General features: G+C 67.1%; 19 protein-coding genes. 15 read left to right on the top strand and 4 right to left on the bottom strand.

Going from position 1 to position 23038, the window contains the following annotated elements; all coding sequences use genetic code 11:
- Positions 1-50: 50 nt before the first annotated feature.
- Both VQ042_RS06425 and gor read left to right on the top strand, forming a co-directional pair.
- Positions 51-632, top strand: a complete 582-nt coding sequence (locus tag VQ042_RS06425; RefSeq protein WP_331816752.1) for a DUF2059 domain-containing protein — start codon at positions 51-53, stop codon at positions 630-632.
- A 174-nt stretch (positions 633-806) separates the two neighbouring features.
- The gene (gor, locus tag VQ042_RS06420) at positions 807-2207 is read left to right on the top strand and encodes a glutathione-disulfide reductase (protein ID WP_331816750.1); all 1401 of its coding nucleotides are present in this window, start codon (positions 807-809) and stop codon (positions 2205-2207) included.
- On the opposite strand, the gene VQ042_RS06415 is transcribed toward gor, so the two are convergent.
- Positions 2197-2700 carry a hypothetical protein gene (locus VQ042_RS06415; RefSeq protein WP_331816748.1) on the bottom strand — a complete coding sequence of 168 codons (504 nt, stop codon included), beginning with the start codon at positions 2698-2700 and terminating at the stop codon, positions 2197-2199. The two genes, gor and VQ042_RS06415, sit on opposite strands and share 11 nt — an antisense overlap.
- A gap of 566 nt (positions 2701-3266) precedes the next feature.
- Here VQ042_RS06415 and VQ042_RS06410 point away from each other — a divergent pair.
- The 4 genes from VQ042_RS06410 to VQ042_RS06395 all read left to right on the top strand — a co-directional run bounded on the left by VQ042_RS06410 (position 3267) and on the right by VQ042_RS06395 (position 7043).
- Positions 3267-3911, top strand: a complete 645-nt coding sequence (locus tag VQ042_RS06410) for a gamma-glutamylcyclotransferase family protein (protein ID WP_331816746.1) — start codon at positions 3267-3269, stop codon at positions 3909-3911.
- A gap of 155 nt (positions 3912-4066) precedes the next feature.
- Positions 4067-5446 (top strand): class II 3-deoxy-7-phosphoheptulonate synthase, encoded by a 1380-nt coding sequence (locus tag VQ042_RS06405; protein ID WP_331816744.1) that lies wholly within the window; start codon positions 4067-4069, stop codon positions 5444-5446.
- A 164-nt stretch (positions 5447-5610) separates the two neighbouring features.
- Positions 5611-6408, top strand: coding sequence for a dioxygenase family protein (locus tag VQ042_RS06400; RefSeq protein WP_331816742.1), 798 nt, complete (start codon positions 5611-5613; stop codon positions 6406-6408).
- A 44-nt stretch (positions 6409-6452) separates the two neighbouring features.
- Positions 6453-7043: a hemerythrin domain-containing protein gene (locus VQ042_RS06395; protein WP_331816740.1), complete on the top strand. Its 591-nt coding sequence runs from the start codon at positions 6453-6455 to the stop codon at positions 7041-7043.
- On the opposite strand, the gene VQ042_RS06390 is transcribed toward VQ042_RS06395, so the two are convergent.
- Positions 6997-7677 (bottom strand): DedA family protein, encoded by a 681-nt coding sequence (locus VQ042_RS06390; RefSeq protein WP_331816738.1) that lies wholly within the window; start codon positions 7675-7677, stop codon positions 6997-6999. The genes VQ042_RS06395 and VQ042_RS06390 overlap by 47 nt on opposite strands.
- A 285-nt stretch (positions 7678-7962) precedes the next feature.
- Between VQ042_RS06390 and VQ042_RS06385 the strand changes: the two genes are divergently transcribed.
- The 4 genes from VQ042_RS06385 to gltX all read left to right on the top strand — a co-directional run bounded on the left by VQ042_RS06385 (position 7963) and on the right by gltX (position 12790).
- Positions 7963-9561 (top strand): nitrilase-related carbon-nitrogen hydrolase, encoded by a 1599-nt coding sequence (locus VQ042_RS06385; protein WP_331816736.1) that lies wholly within the window; start codon positions 7963-7965, stop codon positions 9559-9561.
- Between the two features lie 56 nt (positions 9562-9617).
- Positions 9618-9914 (top strand): hypothetical protein, encoded by a 297-nt coding sequence (locus VQ042_RS06380; RefSeq protein ID WP_331816734.1) that lies wholly within the window; start codon positions 9618-9620, stop codon positions 9912-9914.
- Positions 9915-10070: 156 nt separating this feature from the next.
- Positions 10071-11354 carry an MFS transporter gene (locus VQ042_RS06375; RefSeq protein WP_331816732.1) on the top strand — a complete coding sequence of 428 codons (1284 nt, stop codon included), beginning with the start codon at positions 10071-10073 and terminating at the stop codon, positions 11352-11354.
- A 62-nt stretch (positions 11355-11416) separates the two neighbouring features.
- Positions 11417-12790 carry a glutamate--tRNA ligase gene (gltX, locus tag VQ042_RS06370; RefSeq protein ID WP_331816730.1) on the top strand — a complete coding sequence of 458 codons (1374 nt, stop codon included), beginning with the start codon at positions 11417-11419 and terminating at the stop codon, positions 12788-12790.
- 45 nt (positions 12791-12835) lie between these two features.
- Here gltX and VQ042_RS06365 read toward each other — a convergent pair whose 3' ends face one another.
- The gene (locus VQ042_RS06365; RefSeq protein WP_331816728.1) at positions 12836-15142 is read right to left on the bottom strand and encodes an NADP-dependent malic enzyme; all 2307 of its coding nucleotides are present in this window, start codon (positions 15140-15142) and stop codon (positions 12836-12838) included.
- Positions 15143-15354: 212 nt separating this feature from the next.
- Between VQ042_RS06365 and VQ042_RS06360 the strand changes: the two genes are divergently transcribed.
- Together VQ042_RS06360 and VQ042_RS06355 are read left to right on the top strand one after the other, a co-directional pair.
- On the top strand, positions 15355-16188 hold the full coding sequence (locus VQ042_RS06360; RefSeq protein WP_442880046.1) for a UDP-2,3-diacylglucosamine diphosphatase: 834 nt from the start codon (positions 15355-15357) through the stop codon (positions 16186-16188).
- A gap of 1 nt (position 16189) precedes the next feature.
- On the top strand, positions 16190-17218 hold the full coding sequence (locus VQ042_RS06355; protein WP_331816724.1) for a glycosyltransferase family 4 protein: 1029 nt from the start codon (positions 16190-16192) through the stop codon (positions 17216-17218).
- Between the two features lie 56 nt (positions 17219-17274).
- Here VQ042_RS06355 and dgcA read toward each other — a convergent pair whose 3' ends face one another.
- Positions 17275-18255, bottom strand: coding sequence for an N-acetyl-D-Glu racemase DgcA (gene dgcA, locus VQ042_RS06350; protein ID WP_331816722.1), 981 nt, complete (start codon positions 18253-18255; stop codon positions 17275-17277).
- Positions 18256-18450: 195 nt separating this feature from the next.
- Between dgcA and VQ042_RS06345 the strand changes: the two genes are divergently transcribed.
- The 3 genes from VQ042_RS06345 to VQ042_RS06335 are packed head-to-tail and all read left to right on the top strand — an operon-like array spanning position 18451 to position 22998.
- Positions 18451-19641, top strand: coding sequence for an ABC transporter permease (locus tag VQ042_RS06345; RefSeq protein WP_331816720.1), 1191 nt, complete (start codon positions 18451-18453; stop codon positions 19639-19641).
- A complete protein-coding gene (locus tag VQ042_RS06340; RefSeq protein WP_331816718.1) occupies positions 19622-20473 on the top strand; it encodes an ABC transporter ATP-binding protein in 852 nt (283 codons plus the stop codon). Before VQ042_RS06345 ends, VQ042_RS06340 begins: the two co-directional genes overlap by 20 nt.
- A complete protein-coding gene (locus tag VQ042_RS06335) occupies positions 20473-22998 on the top strand; it encodes an MlaD family protein (protein WP_331816717.1) in 2526 nt (841 codons plus the stop codon). Before VQ042_RS06340 ends, VQ042_RS06335 begins: the two co-directional genes overlap by 1 nt.
- Positions 22999-23038 lie beyond the last annotated feature (40 nt).

Below are 23038 nucleotides of genomic sequence, written 5' to 3'. Positions count from 1 at the left end.
CGAACGCGTCCGACCCAGCGTCGGAGCGAACCGAACGGAGACAGACGGTCATGATGTTTAGTCGAATGACACGCCAGGGCCGCCTTGCGGCGGCAGCCGCGCTGCTTCTGGTGCTGCCGGCCAACGCCATCGCCCAGGAATATACCGAGTCCCATCTCGCCGCGGCCCAGGATGCGATCGAGTCCATCGATGCGACGGACCAGTTCGACAATATCCTGATGAATGCGGCAACGCAGACCAAGTCGGAGCTGATCCCGAATAATCCGGACATGGAAGAGCAGATCTCGGCGATGGTCGACGAGCGGGCGCTGGATCTGGCCTCCCGCCGCGCCGCCCTCGAAGCCGAGGTCGCCCGGGTCTATGCCAAGCTGTTCACCGAGGAAGAGTTGCGGGCCATCGCGGATTTCTACGAGAGCGAAGCCGGCAAGAAGCTGCTCGCGCAGGGCCCGCTCGCCACCCGCGAGATGATGGCGGCCGCCCAGGTGTGGAGCAACGGCATCGTCCGCGACCTGCGCCAGAGCGCATTCCAGGGCATGAACGAGCTCTACGGCACGGCAGGCGACGCACCGGTGACCGGCGAAGCACAGGCGCCGATCGAGCCGATGACGCCGGCCGACGCTGCGGCGCAATAGGCGCCGTCGACGGGGGGCTCGGCGGACCGGCGGGTCCTGTTGCCGTACCGTCATGGCTTGGAGCCGCAGATGTGATGGCCGCCGCGATCGGCGGCGATCGGGGACGACGCACCGTCCGTCCGCCGTCCTGACGGCGGTCCTTGCGACGGTGGCGACAGCACTGGGAGCGCCAGCGTGAGCGGCAACAGCTACGACTACGATCTCTTCGTCATCGGCGGCGGTTCGGGCGGCGTGCGCGCGGCGCGGCGGGCCGCCATGTTGGGCAAGCGCGTGGGCATCGCCGAGGAATATCGCTTCGGCGGCACCTGCGTGATCCGCGGCTGCGTGCCCAAGAAGCTCTTCGTCTACGCCTCGCAATTCTCCGAAGCGCACGAGGATGCGGCCGGTTACGGCTGGTCCTTCGGCGAGCGCTCCTTCGACTGGCCGACACTGATCGCCAACAAGGATCGCGAGATCGAGCGGCTGGAAAACCTCTATGCGGCCAATGTCGCCAAGACCGGCGCGCAGATCTTCAACACCCGCGCCGTGATCGAGGGGCCGCACGAGATCCGGCTCCAGGAGGAGGACCGGGTCGTCACCGCCGATCAGATCCTGGTTGCGGTGGGGGGGCGACCGAACCCGCATCCGGGGCTCCCGGGGGCCGAGCACTGCATCACCTCCGAAGAAGCGTTCCACCTGAAGGAACTGCCGAAGTCGATCCTGATCCTCGGCGGTGGCTACATCGCGGTGGAATTCGCCAACATCTTCCAGGGCCTCGATGTCGATACGACCCTGGTCTATCGCGGCAAGGAAATCCTCAACGGCTTCGACGACGATCTGCGCCACGAACTGCACCAGGCGATGGTGGAAAAGGGCATGACGGTCCGCTGCCAGGATACCCTGGTAGCGGTGAAGCAATTGCCGGACGGCCGCATGGAAGCGCATTGCGACAGCGGTGAGGTGCGGGTGGTCGATCAGGTGATGCTGGCGATCGGACGCAAGGCGAACACCGAAAATCTTGGCTGCGAGGCCGCCGGCATCGCCCTCGACACGCGCGGTGGCATCGTCGTCGACGAGTATTCGCGCACCACCGCTGGCAATATCTGGGCCATCGGCGACGTAACCCACCGGGTGCAGCTGACCCCTGTCGCCATCCACGAGGCCATGTGCTTCGTCGAGACGGAGTTCCGCGGCAACCCGAGCAAGCCGGATTACACGACCATCGCGACGGCGGTCTTCTCGCAGCCCGAGATCGGCACAGTCGGCCTGACCGAGGCCGAGGCGGCCAAGGCCCACGACGAGATCGAGATCTACAAGACGTCGTTCCGGCCGATGAAGAACACACTGTCGGGGCGCAGCGGCAGGATGCTGATGAAGCTGATCGTCGACGCGGCATCCCGCAAGGTAGTCGGTGCCCACATTCTCGGCGCCGATGCCGGCGAACTGGGGCAGGTGCTGGGCATCGCACTGAAGGCGGGTGTCACCAAGGACCAGTTCGACGCAACCATGGCGGTCCATCCGACGGCGGCCGAAGAGCTGGTGACCATGTACGAGCCGACCTATCGGGTGCGCGGCGGCGAGACGATCACCGGCTGACACCCGGGGCCATTACGCGCGCGGGGCCGGACTGTCCGGCCCCGCGCGCCAGCAGGAAGTCCGTCACGGCCGGCCAGAGGCTCGTCTGCATGTCGCGGCGAAAGAAGCCGTTGTGGCCGATCGGGCCTCCGGCCTGCCGCGGCGACAGCCACATCTGCGACAGCTCGGCATTCTCGAGGCGCTGGAGAAGGGCACCAACCGCGGCTGGCGTTCCCCAGGGATCGTCCACCACGCCGACCGACAGCAAGGGCAGCGTAACATCGGCAAACCGCGCCGCTTCTGGCACGGCCGGGTCGCCAAAGAAGAAGTCGCGCTTGCGGCACCAGCGCGCCCAGTCGCGGACGATCGGCCCGGCGAGTTCGGTGCCGAATCCGATCGCGCCGGGAATGCGGCCGGTCAGCCGGGGCATCGGCACCCCGAGCAGGTTCATCCGGGCAAAGACCGAGAGTGGTTCGCGGGTTCGCCCATACCAGCCATTGAGCGAGGCGACCATCCATCGCGTAGCGTTCGAAGCGCGCTGACTGGCCGCACAGGCCAATGGCGAGGCCGCCGAAGGAATGGCCGATGCCGACAACCGGACCGGGGCCGGCGGCCAATTCCAGCGCGGCGAGGGCGGCCGGAAAATCCTGCGTGCCCACAATGTTTCATCCGATAGTCGCGGGCACGTGGATCGCGCGCGGAGGCGCCGACGCCACGGTAGTCGTAGGTCAGCACGGCGCGGGCGCCCTGGGCGACCAGATGCTGCGCGAAGCCTCGATAGAAGCGGTGCTCCACGGCGGCGGCGGCCGAGATCATGACGGCCGGTCCGTCGCCGCCTGGCTTGGCGCGATGAAGCGTCGCCGGCAGCGCCACGCCGTCTTCCGTGGTCAGCGCCAGATCGCGCGCCGAGACGGGGCGGGTGGGGGCAGTCGGTGCGATGTCCATGCCGCCACTGTGTCGATACTTCCGTTTACGTCAACGGCTAATCGACCTCCGGCAGCAGGCGGATCGTCCTTGGGGTATATCAAGAGCGGACCGCAGCACCCTTGATCTGTGCGGCCGATCGGTTACAGCCGGCTCATGGACATTCACGACGATCATCCGGACCTGCCGCGACTGGCCGCCGAAGGGCGGGTCGTCGCCTATTTCGGCTATGGCTCGCTGGTCAACCGGCGGACGTTGCGCACCAAGTTCCTCGGCATCCGGCGCGCCAGCGTCGCGGGCTGGCAGCGCTTCTGGCTGCCGCGCGAGGCGAGTGCCGACATGGCGCTGCTGTCGGTCAAGCCGGACGAGACCCATGCCATCGATGGCGTGGTCGTCTACGATCTGGCCGACCATCTGCCGTCGGTGGACGAGCGCGAGGAAGGATATGCCCGCCGTATCGTCGATCTGCAGCGGCTGCGGGTCGACGGACCTCCCGTTGCCGAGATTCCCATCTATATCTACGAGGCCCATCGCGGTGCCGCGGATGCCGGCGATCTGCAGGCGGCGATCCTGCAGAGCTATCTGGATGCGGTGATGCAGGGGTTTCGCGGGCTTTACGGGGATGACGGCTTGCGCCGTTTCGTCGACGAGACAGAGGGATTCGAGACGCAGGTGCTGCGCGATCGTGGCCAGCCGCGCTATCCTCGCCCGGTGGCCCTGGAGCCGGGCGAGGCCGAGCTGTTCGACCGGCTGGTCCTAGCGCGCGGCGCAAGGTTGATCGATCCGGATCCGGCCCTCTGACCGGGGGGAAGCCGCTAAGGATGACAATTTCGGCCGGACATGCTTAAACGCGGCCTCGGTCAGGCCGGATCGTCGCGCGATGACGTCCGCCGCCGCAATTTCGCAAAGCGAACAACGAGAAGAACGGCCGGCGCGCACCGGTCAGGAGTGATGTGATGGCGAAGGACTGGACCCCGTCGAGCTGGCGCAACATGCCGATCGAGCAGGTACCGGACTATCCGGATGCGGCGGCGCTCGCCGAAACAGAGAAGCGTCTGGCGACCTATCCGCCCCTCGTTTTTGCAGGTGAGGCGCGCAAGCTCACCCGTTCGCTCGCAGAGGTCGCGGAAGGCCGTGGCTTCCTGCTGCAGGGCGGCGACTGCGCCGAGAGCTTCGCCGAGCATGGCGCCGACAACATCCGCGACTTCTTCCGCGCATTCCTGCAAATGGCCGTCGTCCTGACCTTCGCTGCCTCGCAGCCGGTGGTGAAGGTCGGCCGCATCGCCGGTCAGTTCGCCAAGCCGCGCTCGTCCAACGACGAGACGCGCGACGGCATGACGCTGCCGTCCTATCGCGGCGACATCATCAACGGCATCGAGTTCGACGAGGCCTCGCGCATCCCGAACCCCGAGCGGCAGGAAATGGCCTACCGCCAGTCGGCAGCGACGCTGAACCTGCTGCGCGCCTTCGCCCAGGGCGGTTATGCCAATCTCGACAACGTGCATCAGTGGATGCTCGGCTTCGTCGGCGGCAGCCCCGAGGCGGAGCGCTACCGGGCGCTCGCCGACCGCATCTCCGAGACCATGAGTTTCATGCGGGCGATCGGCATCGACGCGGAGAGCCACCCCTCGCTGCGCGAGACGGATTTCTTCACCAGCCACGAGGCGCTGCTGCTCGGTTACGAGGAAGCCATGACCCGGGTCGACTCGACCTCCGGCGACTGGTACGCGACCTCCGGCCACATGATCTGGATCGGCGACCGCACGCGCCAGGAAGACCACGCCCATGTCGAGTTCTGCCGCGGCATCAAGAACCCGATCGGCCTCAAATGCGGCCCGTCGCTGGAGCCCGATGCGCTGCTGCGCCTGATCGACAAGCTGAACCCGGAGAACAAGGCCGGCCGGCTGACGCTCATCACCCGCTTCGGCCACGAGAAGGTGGAGGCGCACCTGCCCAAGCTCGTCCGCGCGGTCGAGCGGGAAGGGCGCAAGGTCGTGTGGTCCTGCGATCCGATGCATGGCAACACTATCACGCTCAACCACTACAAGACCCGGCCATTCGACCGGATCCTGGCCGAGGTGCAGGCCTTCTTCGACGTCCACCGGGCGGAAGGCACCCATGCCGGCGGTATCCACATCGAGATGACCGGCAAGGACGTGACCGAATGCACCGGCGGTGCGCGCCCGGTCCTCGCCGAGGATCTGTCGGACCGCTACCACACCCATTGCGATCCGCGCCTCAATGCCAACCAGGCGCTGGAACTGGCCTTCCTCGTCGCGGAGCTGGTCAAGAAGGACCATGCCGAGGACGCTGCCCGGCAGGCCGCCGCCGGCTGAGGCAGTCCTGCGCCGAACAGGCGCGGACGATCGGGACCATGAAAGCCGGGCGCAGCGATGCGCCCGGCTTTCGTTTGGCAGGGGTGGACGGTCTGTCGGGATCGGTGGGCCTGCCATGAAGGCGCCGAGAGAATAGGTTGGGGGCTCTCGAAGGGAGTATCCTCATGGCCCTGCTACCGACGCTTTTCCTCTCCCATGGCGCGCCCGACATCGCCGTCGCCGATACGGTGGCCGCCGCGTTCCTCCGCCGTCTGGCCACGGTGCTGCCGGCGCCGCACGCGATCCTGGTCGCCAGCGCGCATTTCGAGCGGCAGGGCAGCGTCGGCGTGTCTGCGGATGCTTCGCCCGAGACGATCCACGATTTCGGCAATTTCGATCCGCGGCTCTTCGAGATCCGCTACCCGGCGCCGGGCGATCCGCAACTGGCGAAGGCCATCGTAGACCGGCTGGTCGCTTCGGGCTTTGCGGCGACGGCGATCACCGGGCGCGGCTTCGACCACGGCACCTGGGTGCCGCTGTCGCTGGCCTATCCGGACGCCGACATCCCGGTCGTGCAGGTCTCGGTCGATCCGACACGGGATGCGGCCTATCACCTGGCGTTGGGCGAGGCACTGGCGGGGCTGCGCGCCGAGGGCGTGCTGATCGTCGGCTCGGGTTCCTTCACCCACAATCTGCAGGAGGCGTTCGGACGCCTGCGAAGGGGGCTGCGGGTCGACACGACGCCAGAGTGGGTGTCGCAGTTTGCCGACTGGATGAGCGACCGCCTTGTAGCCGGGGACCGTGAGGCGCTGGCGGACTATCGCGCCCGGGCACCCTTCGCGGTTGAGAACCATCCCACCGACGAACACCTCATGCCGCTCCATGTCGCGCTGGGTGCGGCCGGGCGCGGGGCGAAGGCCGAGCGGCTGCATGCCAGCAGCGAGTTCGGCGTCCTGTCCATGGACGCCTTCGCGTTCCACTGATGGCGGGCTCAAGGCGCCGTACGAACAAAGCAGGCTCAGGATCGATGAAGCAGACCTTCGAACTCGACACCCGCACGGGCATGCCCGCCGACCTCATGCACCTGCTGGAGAAATATCCGCGCGAGGTCTGGACCGGTCACCGTAATCTCGGGGCGACGGCCCGGTTCTGGCTGCAGCGCCACGACATGTTCCGCGAACTCGGGGAGGCGATGCAGGACGCCCTGTTGCAGCATCGCGAAGGGCAGGTGCCGCTCGACCCGTTCCGGCGCTGGTTCGCGCCGCGGCTGCAATTCTTCCTGACGCAGCTCGAGGAACATCATCAGATCGAGGATCACCACTACTTCCCGGTCTTCGTGCGGGCCGAATCCCGCCTCGCACCGGGCTTCGAACTCCTGGAGAATGACCATGAAGTCATCCACGAGGATCTGATGACGGTGGTCGCCGCGGCGAACCGCTTTCTGGCGGAGGAGACGGGCGGCGGAGCGACGCCGCCGGACGCGGCCCGCTGGGCGGGCGACGCCTATGCTGACGCCAGCGGGCGCCTGCTCGACCGGCTCGTGCGGCACCTGGCCGACGAGGAGGATCTGATCATTCCTCTGATCCTTGATCGCGGAGAGGCTGCGATTGGGATTTGACCCGGGCGAGCTTGGAGGGTAGCCGGCGCTCATCCGATTCCGGTGATTTGCCGTTGCGTACCCGGCTGACCAGAGCCGGCCCCCATTGCCGCCAGGCGAACCACAGGGTTAGCGCGACGGCGATGACCGCAAGGGTGATGCCGAGCCCGCGCTCCATCACCTCGAGCCGTGCAAAGACCGAGCCGATCGAATAGCCGAAGATATAGCCGACGCTGGTGAAGATGCTGGCCCACAGGGCCGCGCCGATGAGGTTGAGAATGGCAAAGCGCGGGATCGAGATGCGCGACAGGCCCAGGGCGATCAGCCCCGGCATGCGCAGCCCGTATATGTAGCGGTTCACGATCACGAAGAAGGCCTGGTAGCGTTCGACCAGTTGCAGGGCCTTGGCGAATTTCTTGCGGCTGCGCCAGCGCGCCACCCAGCGGTGATTCGACGAATAGCGGGCGAAGAGGAACACGGCGAAATCGCCGATGAAGGATCCGACGAAGGCCAGCGCGATCATCATCTGGAACGGGTATGTGCCGCGATACGCCAGGAACCCGCCGATGATCGCAAAGACTTCGCCTTCGAAGAACGTCCCGGCAAAGACGATGATCGGTCCGAATTCGGAAATGAGGCGCAGGATTTCGTACACATGGTCTCCGAATGTCGTGACATGAAGGGCGTGCAGCCGCCGACCGTTCCGTCACGTTCCAGTCTGGCGGCGCTTGTCGCAGAGTTTTGAGGCGCAAAAAAGTGGCTTCGTGCGTTCTTGCGTCTGCCGCCGCTGACGACCACGATCCGCGTGGCCCGCCGGTAGCCGTTGCGAGCAGGCAGGCACCGGCGGGCTCGCCTGCTGCATCGACCCTTGCTATGTGCCGGCCGGGCGACGCTTTCGGGCCATCGCGCCGATGACCAGGATCTGCATGCGGGGCCGACGATGCCGGGCGACGACACTCTCAACGGCCGCCTGCGGCTCGCCATTGCACAGGTCGAACCGGCCCTCGGCGACATTGCGGAAAATCTCGGCCGAGCCCGCAAGGCACGCGCCGAAGCTGCCCGCGCCGGTGCCGATCTCGTCGTCTTTCCCGCCGGCTTCCTCGCCGGCTGCCCGCGCCAGGATGTCGCGACCGGACCAACCTTTGCCCGCGCCTGCATGGACGCGGTGGGCATGCTGGCCGCCGAGACAAGCGACGGCGGGCCGGGCGTCGTCATCGGCTGCCCGTTCATGACGGAGGATGGCATCCACGACGCCGTGGCGGTGCTCGACGCGGGGCGCATTCTCGCCTGGCGCTCGCGGGTCGATATGCCGCTTCACCGCAGCTTCGAGGCGCCGGCGGCCTACCGGGCGGGGCCGATGCCGGGCCCGGTGGCGTTTCGCGGCGTCAGGCTCGGCATTCCCATCGGCGATGATGTCTGGGGCGATCTCGACGTCTGCGAGACCTTGGCTGAATCCGGCGCGGAACTGCTGCTGGTGTCCGACGCGGCGCCGTTCCGGCATGGCGGACTCGATCTGCGCCATCAGGCGGCGCTGCGGCAGGTCATCGAGACCGACCTGCCGCTGGTTCATGTCAACGGCCTGGGCGGGCAAGGCGACGGGGTGATGGACGGGGCCTCCTTTGCCTTTCAGTCCGACCGGACCCTGGCGCTCCAAGCGCTGCAGTTCGCCGCCGGGATGATCGTCTCCGATTGGGCGAAGATCGGCGAGGTCTGGCGCTGCGAGACGCGGCAGATCGCCGATCTGCCGGGGCCGGAGGAAGCGGTCTGGCGCGCCTGCGTCCTTGCCATCCGAACGCATGCCGAATCGCGGGACGCCAAGGCGGTTGCGGTTGGCCTGTATGGAGACCGCGATTCGGCAATTGTCGCGGCGATGGCGGTGGATGCGCTGGGACCCGCATGTGTCCATGGCGTCGTCGTGCCGGACGCGGCCGGTCCGGACGATGACGCCGATGCGGCCGCAGCATGGGGCGGGTCCCTCGGCGCCGCTTGCCACGTGGCGCCGCCGGCCGACATCGTCGCTGCCTGCGACGGGGCGTTGGGCGGACCGGGCGACGCCGGCGTTCTGCTTCGGTCCCGGCTTCGCGGCATGCTCCTGACGGTGATGGCGGACCGCTTCGGCGCTGCGCTGCTCGGCGCCACGAACCTGACCGCTTTGCGCCTCGGCATCCCGGCCCGCGACGGCGTGCTGGCGGACGGGTTGAACCCGATCGCCGATCTTTCCGGGGGCGACCTTGCTGACCTCGCACGATGGCGAGAGGGGCACCGCCCCGCCGACTGCCTCGGCCCCGAAGCCATCAGCGTTCTCCCGGGGCTACTCGAGGCGCCGCCGGCGCCCGTGGGAGCCGTCGCAGGCTCGGTATTCGCCGCGGAATCGGAACCCATCGTGGCGCGGCTCGCGGCCCATGGCGGCGACGTCGATGCAGTGGCCGCGGAAGGGTTTGACCGGAATCGGGTGCAACTGATCGGCGAGGCGCTCTACATGACGTCCTTGAGGCGCCGACCCGTGACGCCCGGCTTGCGGCTGGACGGCCGGCGATGACCGCACGCGCCGATGGTCCTGACGGGTCAGGGCGAACCGATGAAGGAGAGGTCCTGATGGAAATTCCGCCGCCCGATACCCTGGCGACCGTCGGCGTGGCCGTCGGAGCCCTGTTCATGCTGCGGTATTTCCTGATCATGCGCCGCATCTGGAAGGCCGTGGGCTACCGACCGAGCTTCCAGTTCGGCGACTATTTCCAGGTACTGCGCGCCCGGTCCTATGGCGCGGAACTGGAGCCCGAACGTCGCTATGCGGCGCGCCAGCTCATCTTCGGGGGTGTCTTCCTGATCGGTGGCCTGCTCCTGTTCGGCTGGCTGCTGGCGACCGGCATGGCGGTTCGAGTCGGCGTCTGATCCGGAACTGCCCGCAACAAGTGAGCGACACCCTCTGGTCGGATGCGGGCCCCGTGCTGGCGCGATCGGTGCCGCGGATGCTAAGGCAGGCATGACTTCCCTTGCAGCGCCACCCGACGGTCGCGCCAGGCACCGCCGCGTGCGGCCCGGAGCCCCATGCAGTTTCTGACGTTCATCGGCACCAATGCGCGCTGGCTCGGCGGCGGCTTCCTGCTGTGCTTCTTCTCGTCCTTCGGCCAGACCTTCTTCGTGTCCCTGTCGAACGGCGACATCCGGCGCGACTACGATCTGTCCAATGGCGAGTTCGGCATGATCTACATGCTGGCGACCCTCGCCAGCGCCGCGACGCTGCCGTGTCTCGGCTGGACGCTCGACCGGTATCCGGCCTGGCGGGTAGCCGCGGTCACGGTGGTCTGCCTCGCCATTGCGACGCTCGCCATGGCGGTATCAAGCTCGGTGCCGCTGCTGATACTGGCCATCTATCTCCTGCGCCTGTTCGGGCAGGGCATGATGACCGAGATTTCCTTGACCACGACCGGCCGCTGGTTTGCCGCCAACCGGGGCCGGGCCATGGCGCTCGTCACCCTCGGCCACCATGCCGGCACCGGGCTCCTGCCGCTGGTCTTCGTGCTGGCCGCCGGCGCCTTCGGCTGGCGCGGCACCTGGGTCGCGAGCGCCGTCGTGCTGATCGTCGTCGCGCTGCCGACCATCGTCGCGCTCATCCGGCGCGAGCGCGACCCGCAGTCCGAGCCGCCGGGGACGTTCTTCCCGGATGTCGCCGACTGGACCATGGGCGAGGTCCTGCGCAGCCCGACCTTCTATATCGTCTCCATGAGCGTGCTGGCGCCGCCCTTCATCGGCACGACTTTGTTCTTTCATCAGGTGTATCTGACCGATCTGCGTGGTTGGTCGTTGGAGGTCTTCGCCGCGGGTTTTGCCGTGATGTCGGCGGTGACCGTCGTGTTCGCGCTTCTCTGCGGCTGGTTGATCGACCGCTTCAGTGCCTTGAAGCTTCTGCCGTATTTCCTGATCCCGCTGGCCATCGCCTGCTTCGTGGCGGCGAATATCACCGCCGAAGCCGCGATCTTCGTCTTCATGATCTGTCTCGGCGTGTCGAACGGCTTCTCGTCCACCCTCTTGGGCGCCCTGTGGCCGGAACTCTACGGCGTGAAGCATCTCGGCGCGATCCGCTCGCTGACCGTCGCGCTGATGGTGCTGGCCTCGGCGCTCGGACCGGGCATCACCGGCATCCTGATCGATCTGGGCGTCCCGTATCCGCTGCAGATTGACGCCATGGGCCTGTATTGCCTGGTCATGACCGTCGCCATGGCGCTGCTTGCCGGTCGTCTGGCGCCGAAGACGCCGAGCGTCGACTCGGCGCCGGCACCGGGTGCCGGGGGTGCCGTCGACCGCATCGATCCGCAGCCGCGCGAGACCTGACGCAGCTTCGCGCCGTTCGAAAATCGATTCCGCTCTGCGGGCCGATGCTGTAGGGCGAAGCCATGACCGTCACCGTCCGCTTCGCGCCGTCGCCCACCGGGCATCTGCATATCGGCAATCTGCGCACTGCGCTGTTCAACTGGCTGTTCGCCCGCAGGCATGGCGGCCGCTTCGTGCTGCGCTTCGACGACACCGACCGGGAGCGCTCGCGGAGCGAATATGCCGACCTGATCGCCGTCGACCTCGTCTGGATCGGCGTGTCGCCCGATCGCGTCATCCGGCAGTCCGAGCGCCTGCCGCTCTACGACGCGGCGGCCGAGCGGCTGAAGGCGGCGGGCCTGCTGTATCCCTGCTACGAGACGCCAGAGGAGCTCGACCGCAAGCGCAAGCGGCTGGCCGCACGCAATCTGCCGCCGGTCTATGGCCGCGAGGCGCTGCGCCTGACCGACGCCGACCGGCAGGCGCTGGAGGCCAAGGGACGCAAGCCCCACTGGCGGTTCCTGCTGCCGAACTTTGCCGACGATCCGCTGGCGCCACGCCGTACCGAGATCCACTGGGACGATCTCGTGCGCGGGCCCCAGACCGTCGACCTGGCCTCCCTGTCGGACCCCGTCCTGGTGCGCGCGGACGGCAGCTATCTCTACACCCTGCCGTCCATCGTCGACGACGGCGATGTCGGCATCACCCACGTCATCCGCGGCGACGACCACGTCACCAATACCGGGGTCCAGATCGCAATCTTCGCGGCGCTGGGCCTGACCGCGCCGGTCTTCGGCCACCACAATCTCCTGACCACCCTGTCGGGGGAAGGGCTGTCGAAGCGCTCCGGCGCGCTGTCGCTGGTCTCCTTGCGCGAGGCCGGCCTCGAGCCCATGGCGGTGGCCTCGCTGGCCGTCCTCGTTGGCCTTCCCGGCGCGATCGACGCCATGCCGGATCTTGATGAGCTGGCGACCCGCATGCAGTTCGAGGGCAGTTCGCAATCGGCCTCGAAGTTCGACCCGTCCGAACTCGATCGCCTCAATGCCGATCTCGTTCACGCCATGCCCCTGGTAGCCGTGGCCGACCGGCTCGCCGCGATGGGCGTGCCGGCGGGGCAGGCCGACGCCTTCTGGCAGACGGTGCGGGCAAACTGCGCGCGCGTCGCCGATGCGGCGGAATGGGTGGGGGTGGCCTTCGGCGACCTCGACCGGACGCCCGAACTCTCCGGCGAGGACCGGCAATTCGTCGCCGCGGCCCGCGACAGCCTGCCGGAGGGCGAATTCGGCCCCGACACGTGGCGCGAATGGACCGGCGCCCTGAAGCAGGCAACCGGGCGCAAGGGCAAGGCGCTGTTCATGCCGCTGCGGCTGGCGCTCACCGGCCGCGACCACGGGCCGGAACTGGCCGCCCTGCTGCCGCTGATCGGCCGGCAGCGCGCGGTGGCCCGCCTCGGCTGATTGCGCCCGAGTCCGGCACGGCGTACCGGCGCCGGATGCCCGTGATCAGTCGCTGAGCTGCACTGCCTGGGCGGTGGCGATCGCGGCCATGTTGACGACCCCGCGCGAGGTCACCGATGGCGTCATCACGTGGGCCGGCGACGAGACGCCCAGGAGGATCGGCCCGACATGCAGGGCGCCGGTCATCTCCTTCACCACATTCAGCGTGATGTTGGCGGCGTCGATGTTCGGGAAGACGAGGAGATTGGCTTCGCCCTTCAGCATCGACTGCGGCATCGTGCGCTCGCGGATGACGCTGTTCAGGGCCGAATCGCCGTGCATCTCGCCGTCGATTTCGAGCTCTGGCGCGCGTGTCTTCAGCATCTTCACGGCGTCGCGCATCTTGCGGGTCGCTGGCGTGTCGTCGGAGCCGAAATTGGAGTGCGAGACGAGGGCGATCTTCGGCTCGATGCCGAAGCGGCGCATCTCGGTAGCCGCCAGAAGGGTCATCTCGACCAGATCCTCGGCCGACGGATCGCGCTGGACGTAGGTATCGAGGAAGAACTTGGTGTCCTCCTGAGAGATCAGCAGGCTCATGGCGGCGAATTTGTGGGCCCCGTCGCGCACCCCGACCACCTGGCTGATGTCGCGCACGTGGTGTGGGAACCGCCCCTCCAGCCCGCAGACGAGGGCGTCGGCCTCGCCGCGGGACACGGCGACGGCGCCGATCACCGTGGTGTTGGTACGCACGATCGTGCGGGCGGTGTCCGGATTGACGCCCTTGCGCCCGACCTTCGAGAAATAGTGGTCGACATAGTCGCGGTAGCGCGGGTCGTCCTCGGGATTGATCACCTCGAAATCGTCGTTCGGCCGGATTCTCAGCCCGTAGCGCTCCAGCCGCGCGGCGATGACGCTGGGACGGCCGATGAGGATGGGCGCGCAGATCTTCTCTTCCAGGAGAACCTGCGCTGCGCGCAGCACCCGCTCGTCCTCGCCGTCGGAAAAGATCACACGCTTGCCGGAATCCGTCGCGATGCGGAAGATCGGCTTCATTATCAGGCCGGAGCGGAAGACGAAGCGGTTCAGCCGGTCGAGATAGGCCGGCATGTCCTCGATCGGGCGCGTGGCGACTCCATCGGCCACGGCGGCGCGGGCGACGGCCGGCGCGATCTTGAGAATCAGGCGCGGGTCGAATGGTGCGGGAATCAAATAGTCCGGCCCGAAGACCGGCGTCTCGGCCCCGTACGCCTTGGCGGCGACCTCGGATACCTCTTCGCGCGCCAGCGCCGCGATGGCGTCGACGGCCGCGGTCTTCATGCCCTCGGTGATGCCGGTCGCGCCGCAATCCAGCGCGCCGCGGAAGATGTAGGGGAAGCACAGGACGTTGTTGACCTGGTTCGGGAAATCCGAGCGACCGGTGCAGATCATGGCGTCGGGACGGACCTGCTTGGCCAGGTCCGGCATGATCTCGGGCTTGGGATTGGCCAGCGCCATGATCATCGGCTTGTCGGCCATCTTCTCCAGAAGCTCGGGCTTCAGCACGCCGCCCGCCGAAAGCCCGAGGAACACGTCGGCCCCGTCGATCACCTCCGCCAGCGTCCGCTTGTCGGTCCGCTTGGCATAGACCGCCATCCAGCGATCCATGCGCTTCTCGCGCCCCTCGTAGACGACGCCCTCGATGTCGGTGCAGGTGATGTTCTCGCGCCTGGCGCCGAGCTCGACCAGCAGGTTGAGGCAGGCGATCGCGGCGGCGCCGGCGCCGGAGGTGACGATCCTGGCGTTCTCCAGCGTCTTGCCGGCCAGCATCAGGCCGTTGCGGATCGCCGCCGCGACGATGATCGCGGTGCCGTGCTGGTCGTCGTGGAAGACCGGGATCGCCATGCGCTCGCGCAGGCGTGCCTCAACCTCGAAGCATTCCGGCGCCTTGATGTCTTCCAGGTTGATGCCGCCGAAGGTCGGCTCCATCGCGGCGACGACGTCGCAGATATGGTCGATCTCGTGGGCGTCGATCTCAATGTCGAAGACGTCGATGTCGGCGAATTTCTTGAAGAGGACCGCCTTGCCTTCCATCACCGGCTTGGAGGCGAGGGGACCGATATCGCCGAGGCCGAGGACGGCGGTGCCGTTGGAGACCACGCCGACGAGATTGGCCCGGCTCGTATAGACCGCGGCCAGCGACGGATCGGCCTCGATGGCCAGGCACGGCGCGGCGACGCCGGGCGAATAGGCCAGCGCCAGATCGCGCTGGTTACCCAACGGCTTGGTGGCCTGGATGGCCAGTTTTCCGGGCTTCGGATAGCGATGGTAGAAGAGCGCCTGTTCGTCCAGATCGCCCATGCTCGGCCGATCCTTGGCGGTTTCCTGTCCGGACATTCTCGCTCCTCCGTGCCGGCGTCGCGACCGAAGGAGGGCGGCAGCAACGCGTCGCGCCTCTTCTAACGCATCGGTCCGGGCTGGCAACCGGACCGCCTGCGTCGTCCACCGCCACGGCCCGACTGACGAAGCGTCACACGACTGCAATCAGAATCAGGCAATTCCCGAGTAACGCAAAGGGTTTATCCGGGGCAAAGCACGGGATGGCGACGATGCATACGCTGACGACCGCTCGGCACTTCCGGACATTGTTCCTGTCCGACGTGCATCTGGGATCCAAGGCCGCCCAGGCCGAGATGCTGGTCGATTTCCTGCGCCTGCACGATGCGGAGACGATCTATCTCGTCGGCGACATCATCGACGGTTGGCGGCTGAAGCGCGCCTGGCACTGGCCGCAGGCCCACAACGACGTCGTCCAGAAGCTCCTGCGCAAGGCGCGCAAGGGTGCCCGGATCATCTACATTCCCGGCAATCACGACGAATTCCTGCGCGACTTCCTGGGCCATCATTTCGGCGGCGTCGAGGTCAAGCGGACCGACATCCACACCACCGCCGACGGTCGCCGCTTCCTCGTCATGCATGGCGACGAATTCGACGTCGTGGTGCGCAATGCCCGGCTTCTGGCCTATCTCGGCGACTGGGCCTACGACACGGCGATCTCGATCAACGTCGTCTTCAACTATGTCCGCCGCCGGCTCGGCTTTCCCTACTGGTCGATCTCGCAATGGGCCAAGCTGAAGGTGAAGAACGCGGTGAACTTCATCGGCGCCTTCGAGACGGCGCTCGCCGACGAGGCTGCCCGGCACGACTGCGAGGGCGTCATCTGCGGCCATATCCATCACGCCCAGATGACCCGCCACAACGGCGTGGAATATGTGAATACCGGCGACTGGGTCGAAAGCTGCACGGCGGTGGCCGAGCGCCATGACGGCTCGTTCGAGCTCATCCGCTGGGCGCACCTGGCAGGACAGCGCGCTGCGGTGCCTGATGCAGTAGCCGAGCCGGAACCGGTCGAACGGAACGCCGCGCGCGTCGAGGCGGCCTGACATGAGCCGCATCCTCATCGCCACCGACGCCTGGGAGCCGCAGGTCAACGGCGTCGTGCGCACGCTGTCGAGCCTGGCCGATCAGCTGCGTAGCCGGGACAGGGACGTGCGCATTGTCGGCCCGAGCGATTTTCGTACCGTCGCGTGCCCGACCTATCCCCAGATCCGCCTCGCACTGGCCTCGGCCGACAGCCTGGGGCGCACCATCCGCGAGTATCAGCCCGACGCGATCCATATCGCGACGGAGGGGCCGGTGGGTTTTGCGGCGCGCCGTGCGGCCCTGCGCGCGGGCCGGCCGTTCACCACCAGCTTCCACACCCGGTTTCCCGAATATCTCAGCCGGCGCGCGCCGATTCCGGAAAACCTCACCTACGCGCTGCTGCGCCGGTTCCACGCGCCGGCCACGGCCTGCCTGGTGCCGACCGAATCCATGCGCCAGACCCTGGTGGGGCTCGGCTTCGACAAGCTCGTCACCTGGACCCGTGGCGTCGACCGCAGCCTGTTCCGGCCACAGCAGAAGGTCGATTTGGGCCTGCCGGGGCCGGTTTTCCTGACCGTGTCGCGCGTCGCGCCCGAGAAGAACATCGCGGCGTTCCTCGATCTCGACCTGCCGGGCTCGAAGGTCGTCGTCGGCGACGGGCCGTCTTTGGTGGAACTGCGCCGGCGCTATCCGCAGGTGCATTTCGCCGGCGCCCAGACGGGCGAGGCGCTGTCACGCTATTACGCCGCGGCCGATGTCTTCGTGTTTCCCTCGCTGACCGACACCTTCGGCATCGTGCTCATCGAGGCCCTGGCTTGCGGCGTCCCGGTCGCAGCCTATCCCGAGCCGGGGCCGCTCGACGTCGTTGGCGGGACCAGAGCCGGCTGCATCTCCGGTGATCTGCGCGAGGCCTGCCTGGCCGCGCTGACGCTCGACCGGCAGGACGCGCTGGAGCGTTCCATGGCCTACAGTTGGGAAACCTGCGCCGACATCTTCCTGTCGGCGGCCGAGGGCACGCAGATGCAGCCGGAGTTCCAGCTCGCCGGCTGACGACCGCTGCATCTCAGACCTGGCTTCGGCTCGGGGCAGGTACCCCTATCGCGAGCCTAGCCCCAGAGCCGGGGCGTCGGCGGCGAGACCGTGGCATCCGTATAGACAAGGCCGCCATCGCGATCCTTCGCCAGAAGCAGGGGGCCGTCGAGATCGACGAATTCGGCGACCTGCGCCAGCAGGACGGCTGGCGCCATGGCCAGCGAAGTGCCAACCATGCAGCCGATCATCACGCCGAAGCCCATGGTGTGGGCCCTTTCGACGAGCCGCAGGCCCTCCGTCAGGCCGCCGGTCTTGTCGAGCTTGACGTTGACGAAGTCATAAAGCCCGACCAGCTTGTCCAGATCGTCCGCCGTGTGCACCGATTCATCGGCGCAGACCGGTACCGGGTGCGGGATGTCGGCCAGAATGGCGTCGTCGCCGGCCGGCAGCGGCTGCTCGACCAGGACGGCGCCGGCGGAGGCCGCAGCCAGCATGTGCTCGCGGATATTGTCCGCGTTCCAGCCCTCGTTCGCGTCGAGGATCAGCTTCGAATGCGGCGAGGCGGCATGGACGGCCCGGATGCGGCCGACATCGTCGGACGTGCCGACCTTGACCTTCAGGAGCGAGCGGTTGGCGACCCGCGCGGCAGCTGCCATGGAATCGGCATCGCCGAGGCCGATCGTGTAGGCGGTCTCCACCGGATGTGGTGGGCTGTTGCAGATGATGCTGGCAACGCTGCGGCCGTTCTTCTTGGCTTCCAGGTCCCACAGGGCGCAGTCGATCGCATTGCGCGCCGCGCCCGCCGGCAGCAGCGTAGCGATCCGTTCGCGAGAGGCGCCCGATTCGATCGCCGCGCGAACGTCCTCGATCTGTGCGCGAACACTGTCGATGCTCTCGCCGTAGCGCGAATAGGGCACGCATTCACCCCGGCCCTCGCCGTATTCGTCGCCGATCTGCGCGGTCACGACGACCGCTTCGGTCTTGGCGCCGCGCGCGATGCGGAACTCCTGAGCGAGCGGGAAATGCTCGACTGTGACTGAAAGACGACGCGGCATGGTGAAAACATCCTTAACGGCCGCTGCAGTGGCGGTCATTCCATGACAAGACGTGACTGGACGCCTAATGGTGGTGCGGGATAGGCCCCCGTTCTGCGTCGCCGGGAATCGCCCGTGCGTCAAGCGTACGTCGTCCGCGGCACGCGATGACATGCTCTTCGAGCAGGTCGTCCAAGGGAGTGAAGTCGCATTTCGATGCTTGAAGGCCCAGCAGCCCCATCGTCCGGTCCGGCCGGAGGCCGCCGTTCCACGGTAGCGCCTGCGCTCGAAGGCGAGAAGCGTGATGGCGGACTCGTGCTGCGTGCATCGGGCGACTGGCTGGCGCGGACCGTCGGCTCCGTCGAATCGACGGTCGCAGAGGCCGGCGCGGCCGATCTCGGTCGCCTGATCATCGTCGATTGCGCCGATGTCGCGCGGATCGACACGGCCGGCGCGCTGCTTCTGGAAAAGCTCGTCCGCGACCTGAAGGCGAAGGACCGCGAGGTGCGGCTCGAGGCCGTCAGCGATCGCGACCAGCCGCTCTTCGACGTCGTCCGCAAGGCCCTCGACCGGGAAAAGCCGCAGCCCGAAAAGCAGCACAAGAACCGGATCGTCGAGATGGTGGCCGCCACGGGGCGCGGTTCGGTGGCCGTGAAGGACGAGCTTGCCGTGGCGCTCAACATCATCGGCGGCGCGGTGGTTGGCGGCTTCCAGCGCCTGACCGGGCAGACGCAGCTCCGCCCCGCCGCGATCTTCGCGCAGGTCGAGCAGATGGGCGTGCGCGCCGTGCCGATCATCTTCCTGATGAGCTTTCTCATCGGCGCCATCATCGCCCAGCAGGGCGCGTTCCAGCTCCGCCGCTTCGGCGGCGAACTATATGCCGTCAATCTCGCCGCGATCCTAGTGCTGCGTGAGATCGGCGTGCTCCTGACGGCGATCATGATCGCCGGACGCTCCGGCAGCGCCATCACCGCCGAGATCGGCTCGATGAAGATGCGCGAGGAGATCGACGCTCTGCACGTCATCGGCCTCAACCCGATCGGCGTCCTGGTCTTTCCGCGGCTCGTCGCGCTGGTGATCGTGCTGCCGCTGCTCGCCTTCATCGCCAATCTCGCCGGCCTGCTCGGTGCGATGCTGACGCTGAACATCTATTCGGGCATCAGCTTCTCCAGCTTCGGGCAAGGGGTCCAGTACTCGGTCGACATGTTCACCGTGTTCTCCGGTGTCATCAAGGCGCCGTTCATGGCGGTGATGATCGGCCTGATCGCGTCGGCAGAGGGCATGAAGGTCGGCGGCAGTGCCGAAAGCCTCGGCTTGCGCGTGACCGCATCCGTCGTCAAATCCATTTTCCTCGTCATCCTCATGGATGGCCTGTTCGCGATTTTCTATGCCTCCATCGGACTCTGACAGCCTCGCCCCCAATGGCCGCACGGCAAACGCGGATGACGACGACATCGTCATCCGCGCCACCGGCGTGACCGTGCGCTTCGGCGAGAAGACCATCCTGGACAATCTCGACCTCGACGTGCGTCGCGGCGAGATCCTCGGCTTCGTCGGGCCGTCGGGCTCCGGCAAGTCGGTCCTTTTGCGCACCATTCTGGGGCTCAACCCGAAGCAGGCGGGCACGATCGAGATCCTGGGCACCGACTACGAGCGGGCCGACGATGTCGAGCGACTGGCCGTGGAGCGCCGCTGGGGCGTCCTGTTCCAGCACGGGGCGCTGTTCTCGTCGCTGACGGTGCTGGAGAACATCCAGGTACCGATGCGCGAATATCTGGATCTGTCGCCCGGTCTGATGGAAGAACTGGCCCGGCTCAAGATCGACCTGGTCGGTCTGGCGCCGGACGCCGCCGACAAGTTTCCGTCCGAACTGTCGGGCGGCATGATCAAGCGCGCGGCGCTCGCCCGCGCCCTGGCGCTCGATCCCGACATCGTCTTTCTCGACGAGCCGACCTCCGGCCTCGACCCGATCGGCGCGGCAGATTTCGACCAGCTGATCATGACGCTGCGCGATACGCTGGGTCTGACCGTCTACATGGTGACCCACGACCTGGACAGCCTGTTCCAGGCCTGCGACCGGATCGCCGTGCTGGGCGACCGCAAGGTGCTGGTCGAGGGACCGCTGTCGATGATGCTGGAGTTCGACCATCCCTGGGTGCACGCGTATTTTCGCGGCAAGCGCGCCCGCACGGTCGTCCAGCCCACCCAACCTGCCAATGCCCCCGTGGGAGCTGCCTGATGGAAACCAAAGCCAATTACGTCCGGGTGGGGCTCTTCACGATGCTGGTCATCGCCCTGTGCTTCGGCTTCGTCTACTGGGCGATCTTTGCCACCAGCGGCAGCGAGCGGGTGCCGCTGCTGGTGCGCATCGAGGGCTCGGTCACCGGCCTGCAGCAGGGGAGCCAGGTGCTGTTCAACGGCCTGCCGGTCGGCAGCGTGAGGTCGCTACGGCTCGATGGGAACAATCCCGAGGTGGTGATCGCGACGACCGAAGTCGATCCCGACCTGCCGATCAAGGAATCGACCCAGGCCAATATCGGTTTCCAGGGTCTCACCGGCGCTGCATTCGTGGAACTGAAGGGCGGTCAGGCCGAAGAAACCGATATTCTGAACCTGGCCGCCGAGCAGGGCACCGTACCGGTCATCAGGGCGAATCCGTCCGACGTCACCGACATCCTCGCGACGGCCCGCGACATCGCCGACCGCGCCAACAGCATCCTCGGCCAGTTCGAGAGCCTCGTCGGCACCGTCGGTCCATCGGTGGAAACGACCGCCGACAACGTCGCCCAGACCTCACGCAACATCGAGGTGTTCACCGCCAGCCTTGCCGAAAACTCCAGCGACATCGACAATTTCCTGGCCAGTCTCAGTGAGTTGTCGACATCGGCGAATCTGGTGGCACAGGAACTGCCGGCGGCGATCACCAAGGCGCGCAACATCCTCGACGCCGTCGATCCGGCGGCCGTCAGCACGGTGGTCGGCAATGTCGCGGCGGTGTCCGACACGCTGCGCGCCCAGTCGGACAATCTCGACAGCATCTTCGCCTCGGTGCAGACCGCGGCCGACAGTGTCGGCGAGGTGGGTAACGTGATCCGCCGCAACACCGCCGGCATCGACAGCTTCGTCAGCAATCTCGGACCATTGGCCGAGACTGCGACTGGCGTCGCCGAACGGCTCGACGCGACGCTGCAATCGGCCAATGAGGTGGTTGCGGCGATCGACCCGGCTCAGATTTCCACGACGATCGAGGGCATTTCCTCGGCGGCGGCAAACGTGTCGTCGCTGGCCGAGACGATCGGCGCCCAGGAGGAGGCGATCAATTCGGCGATCTCTGGCGCCTCCAATGCCGCGCAGAACGTCGACCGGATCACCACGACCATCGCCGAGCGCAGCGGGGACATCGACCAGCTTCTGGCAGGTCTCGGTCCGATCACCGACAATGTGACCGCGGCGACCGCCCGTATCAACGAGGTGGCGGCATCGGCCAGCACGGTGGTCACGGCGATCGACCCGGCGCAGATCTCCTCGACGATCGATGTCGTCTCCTCGGCGGCACAGACCGTGTCGTCGCTGGCCGAGACGATCGGCGCCCAGAAGGAGGCGATCAACTCGGCGATTTCCGGCGCGGCGAACGCGGCACAGAACGTCAACCGGATCACCACCACCGTCGCCCAGCGCAGCGGTGAGATCGACAGTCTCCTGACAGGTCTCGGTCCGATCACGGACAACGTGACCCAGGCAACCGCCCGCATCAACGAGGTGGCGGCATCGGCCAACACGGTGGTCGCGGCGATCGACCCGGCGCAGATTTCCTCGACGATCGATGTCGTCTCCTCGGCGGCACAAACCGTGTCCTCGCTGGCCGAGACGATCGGTGCTCAGAAGGAGGCGATCAATTCGGCGATTTCCGGCGCGTCAAACGCCGCGCAGAACGTCAATCGGATCACCACCACCATCGCCGAGCGCAGCGAGGACATCGACAGCCTCCTGGCCGGCCTTGGTCCGATCACCGAAAATGTCAGTCAGGCGAGCACCCGCATCAACGAGGCGGCGGCCTCGGCCAACGAGCTCATTGGCGGGATCGATTCGGGAACTGTCAACCAGGCGATCGGCGACGTCCAGCGCGTGACCGCGGCGGTCGGCGGCAAGACCGAGCAGATCCAGTCGATCATCGACGGCGTGGACCGCACGGTGCAGACCCTCGACACCACGCTGACCGGCTTCACCGAGACGCGCACCCAGATCGACACGCTGCTGGCCAGCATCGATCCGGGCAAGGTGAACCAGGCGGTCGAGAACGTGTCGGCCGCCACCGGCAATGTCGCGGCTGCCGCCGATTCCATCGCCAAGGTCGCCACCGATGTCGGCGCCCGGCGTGAGGACATCGACGCCATCATCACCAATGCCAAGACGACGAGCGAGCAGCTCGCCGCCGCCTCGGGCCGCATCGACAGCGCCGTGACCTCGGTCAACGAGGTCCTGGCCGGCGCCGGCGACGGCACGGGCCTTGGCGTCGATCTCGCCCGGGCGCTGCGCTCGGTGCGCGGTGCGGCCGACTCTATCGAGGCGCAGGTCGCGCCGATCTCGGCCAATCTCCAGCGCTTCTCCGGCGAGGGGCTGCGCGAGGTGCGCGGGCTGATCAACAACGCCAACCGCGCGGTCGATTCCATCAACAGTGCCGTCCAGGACTTCAGCACCAATCCGAGCCGCCTGATCTATGGCGGCGACGAGGTGAAGCAGTATGACGGACGCACGCGCCGCTGACGGTTGTGGTAAAACGAAGGCTGTCGTTGACAGGTCAGGA

The organism is Aurantimonas sp. A2-1-M11, assembly GCF_036549475.1.
Taxonomy (GTDB): domain Bacteria; phylum Pseudomonadota; class Alphaproteobacteria; order Rhizobiales; family Rhizobiaceae; genus Aurantimonas.
This window is presented reverse-complemented; position numbering and strand designations above follow the sequence as displayed.

What these genes read in the sequence shown, in the direction of transcription:
- VQ042_RS06360 (WP_442880046.1), top strand. Translation starts at nt 15,355, where the DNA reads ATGCATACGCTGACGACCGCTCGGCACTTCCGGACATTGTTCCTGTCC.
- VQ042_RS06425 (WP_331816752.1), top strand. Translation starts at nt 51, where the DNA reads ATGATGTTTAGTCGAATGACACGCCAGGGCCGCCTTGCGGCGGCAGCC.
- dgcA (WP_331816722.1), bottom strand. Translation starts at nt 18,255, where the DNA reads ATGCCGCGTCGTCTTTCAGTCACAGTCGAGCATTTCCCGCTCGCTCAG.
- VQ042_RS06335 (WP_331816717.1), top strand. Translation starts at nt 20,473, where the DNA reads ATGGAAACCAAAGCCAATTACGTCCGGGTGGGGCTCTTCACGATGCTG.
- VQ042_RS06375 (WP_331816732.1), top strand. Translation starts at nt 10,071, where the DNA reads ATGCAGTTTCTGACGTTCATCGGCACCAATGCGCGCTGGCTCGGCGGC.
- VQ042_RS06405 (WP_331816744.1), top strand. Translation starts at nt 4,067, where the DNA reads ATGGCGAAGGACTGGACCCCGTCGAGCTGGCGCAACATGCCGATCGAG.
- VQ042_RS06365 (WP_331816728.1), bottom strand. Translation starts at nt 15,142, where the DNA reads ATGTCCGGACAGGAAACCGCCAAGGATCGGCCGAGCATGGGCGATCTG.
- gltX (WP_331816730.1), top strand. Translation starts at nt 11,417, where the DNA reads ATGACCGTCACCGTCCGCTTCGCGCCGTCGCCCACCGGGCATCTGCAT.
- VQ042_RS06340 (WP_331816718.1), top strand. Translation starts at nt 19,622, where the DNA reads ATGCCTCCATCGGACTCTGACAGCCTCGCCCCCAATGGCCGCACGGCA.
- VQ042_RS06385 (WP_331816736.1), top strand. Translation starts at nt 7,963, where the DNA reads ATGCCGGGCGACGACACTCTCAACGGCCGCCTGCGGCTCGCCATTGCA.
- VQ042_RS06380 (WP_331816734.1), top strand. Translation starts at nt 9,618, where the DNA reads ATGGAAATTCCGCCGCCCGATACCCTGGCGACCGTCGGCGTGGCCGTC.
- VQ042_RS06395 (WP_331816740.1), top strand. Translation starts at nt 6,453, where the DNA reads ATGAAGCAGACCTTCGAACTCGACACCCGCACGGGCATGCCCGCCGAC.
- VQ042_RS06400 (WP_331816742.1), top strand. Translation starts at nt 5,611, where the DNA reads ATGGCCCTGCTACCGACGCTTTTCCTCTCCCATGGCGCGCCCGACATC.
- VQ042_RS06355 (WP_331816724.1), top strand. Translation starts at nt 16,190, where the DNA reads ATGAGCCGCATCCTCATCGCCACCGACGCCTGGGAGCCGCAGGTCAAC.
- VQ042_RS06410 (WP_331816746.1), top strand. Translation starts at nt 3,267, where the DNA reads ATGGACATTCACGACGATCATCCGGACCTGCCGCGACTGGCCGCCGAA.
- VQ042_RS06345 (WP_331816720.1), top strand. Translation starts at nt 18,451, where the DNA reads ATGCTTGAAGGCCCAGCAGCCCCATCGTCCGGTCCGGCCGGAGGCCGC.
- VQ042_RS06415 (WP_331816748.1), bottom strand. Translation starts at nt 2,700, where the DNA reads ATGGTCGCCTCGCTCAATGGCTGGTATGGGCGAACCCGCGAACCACTC.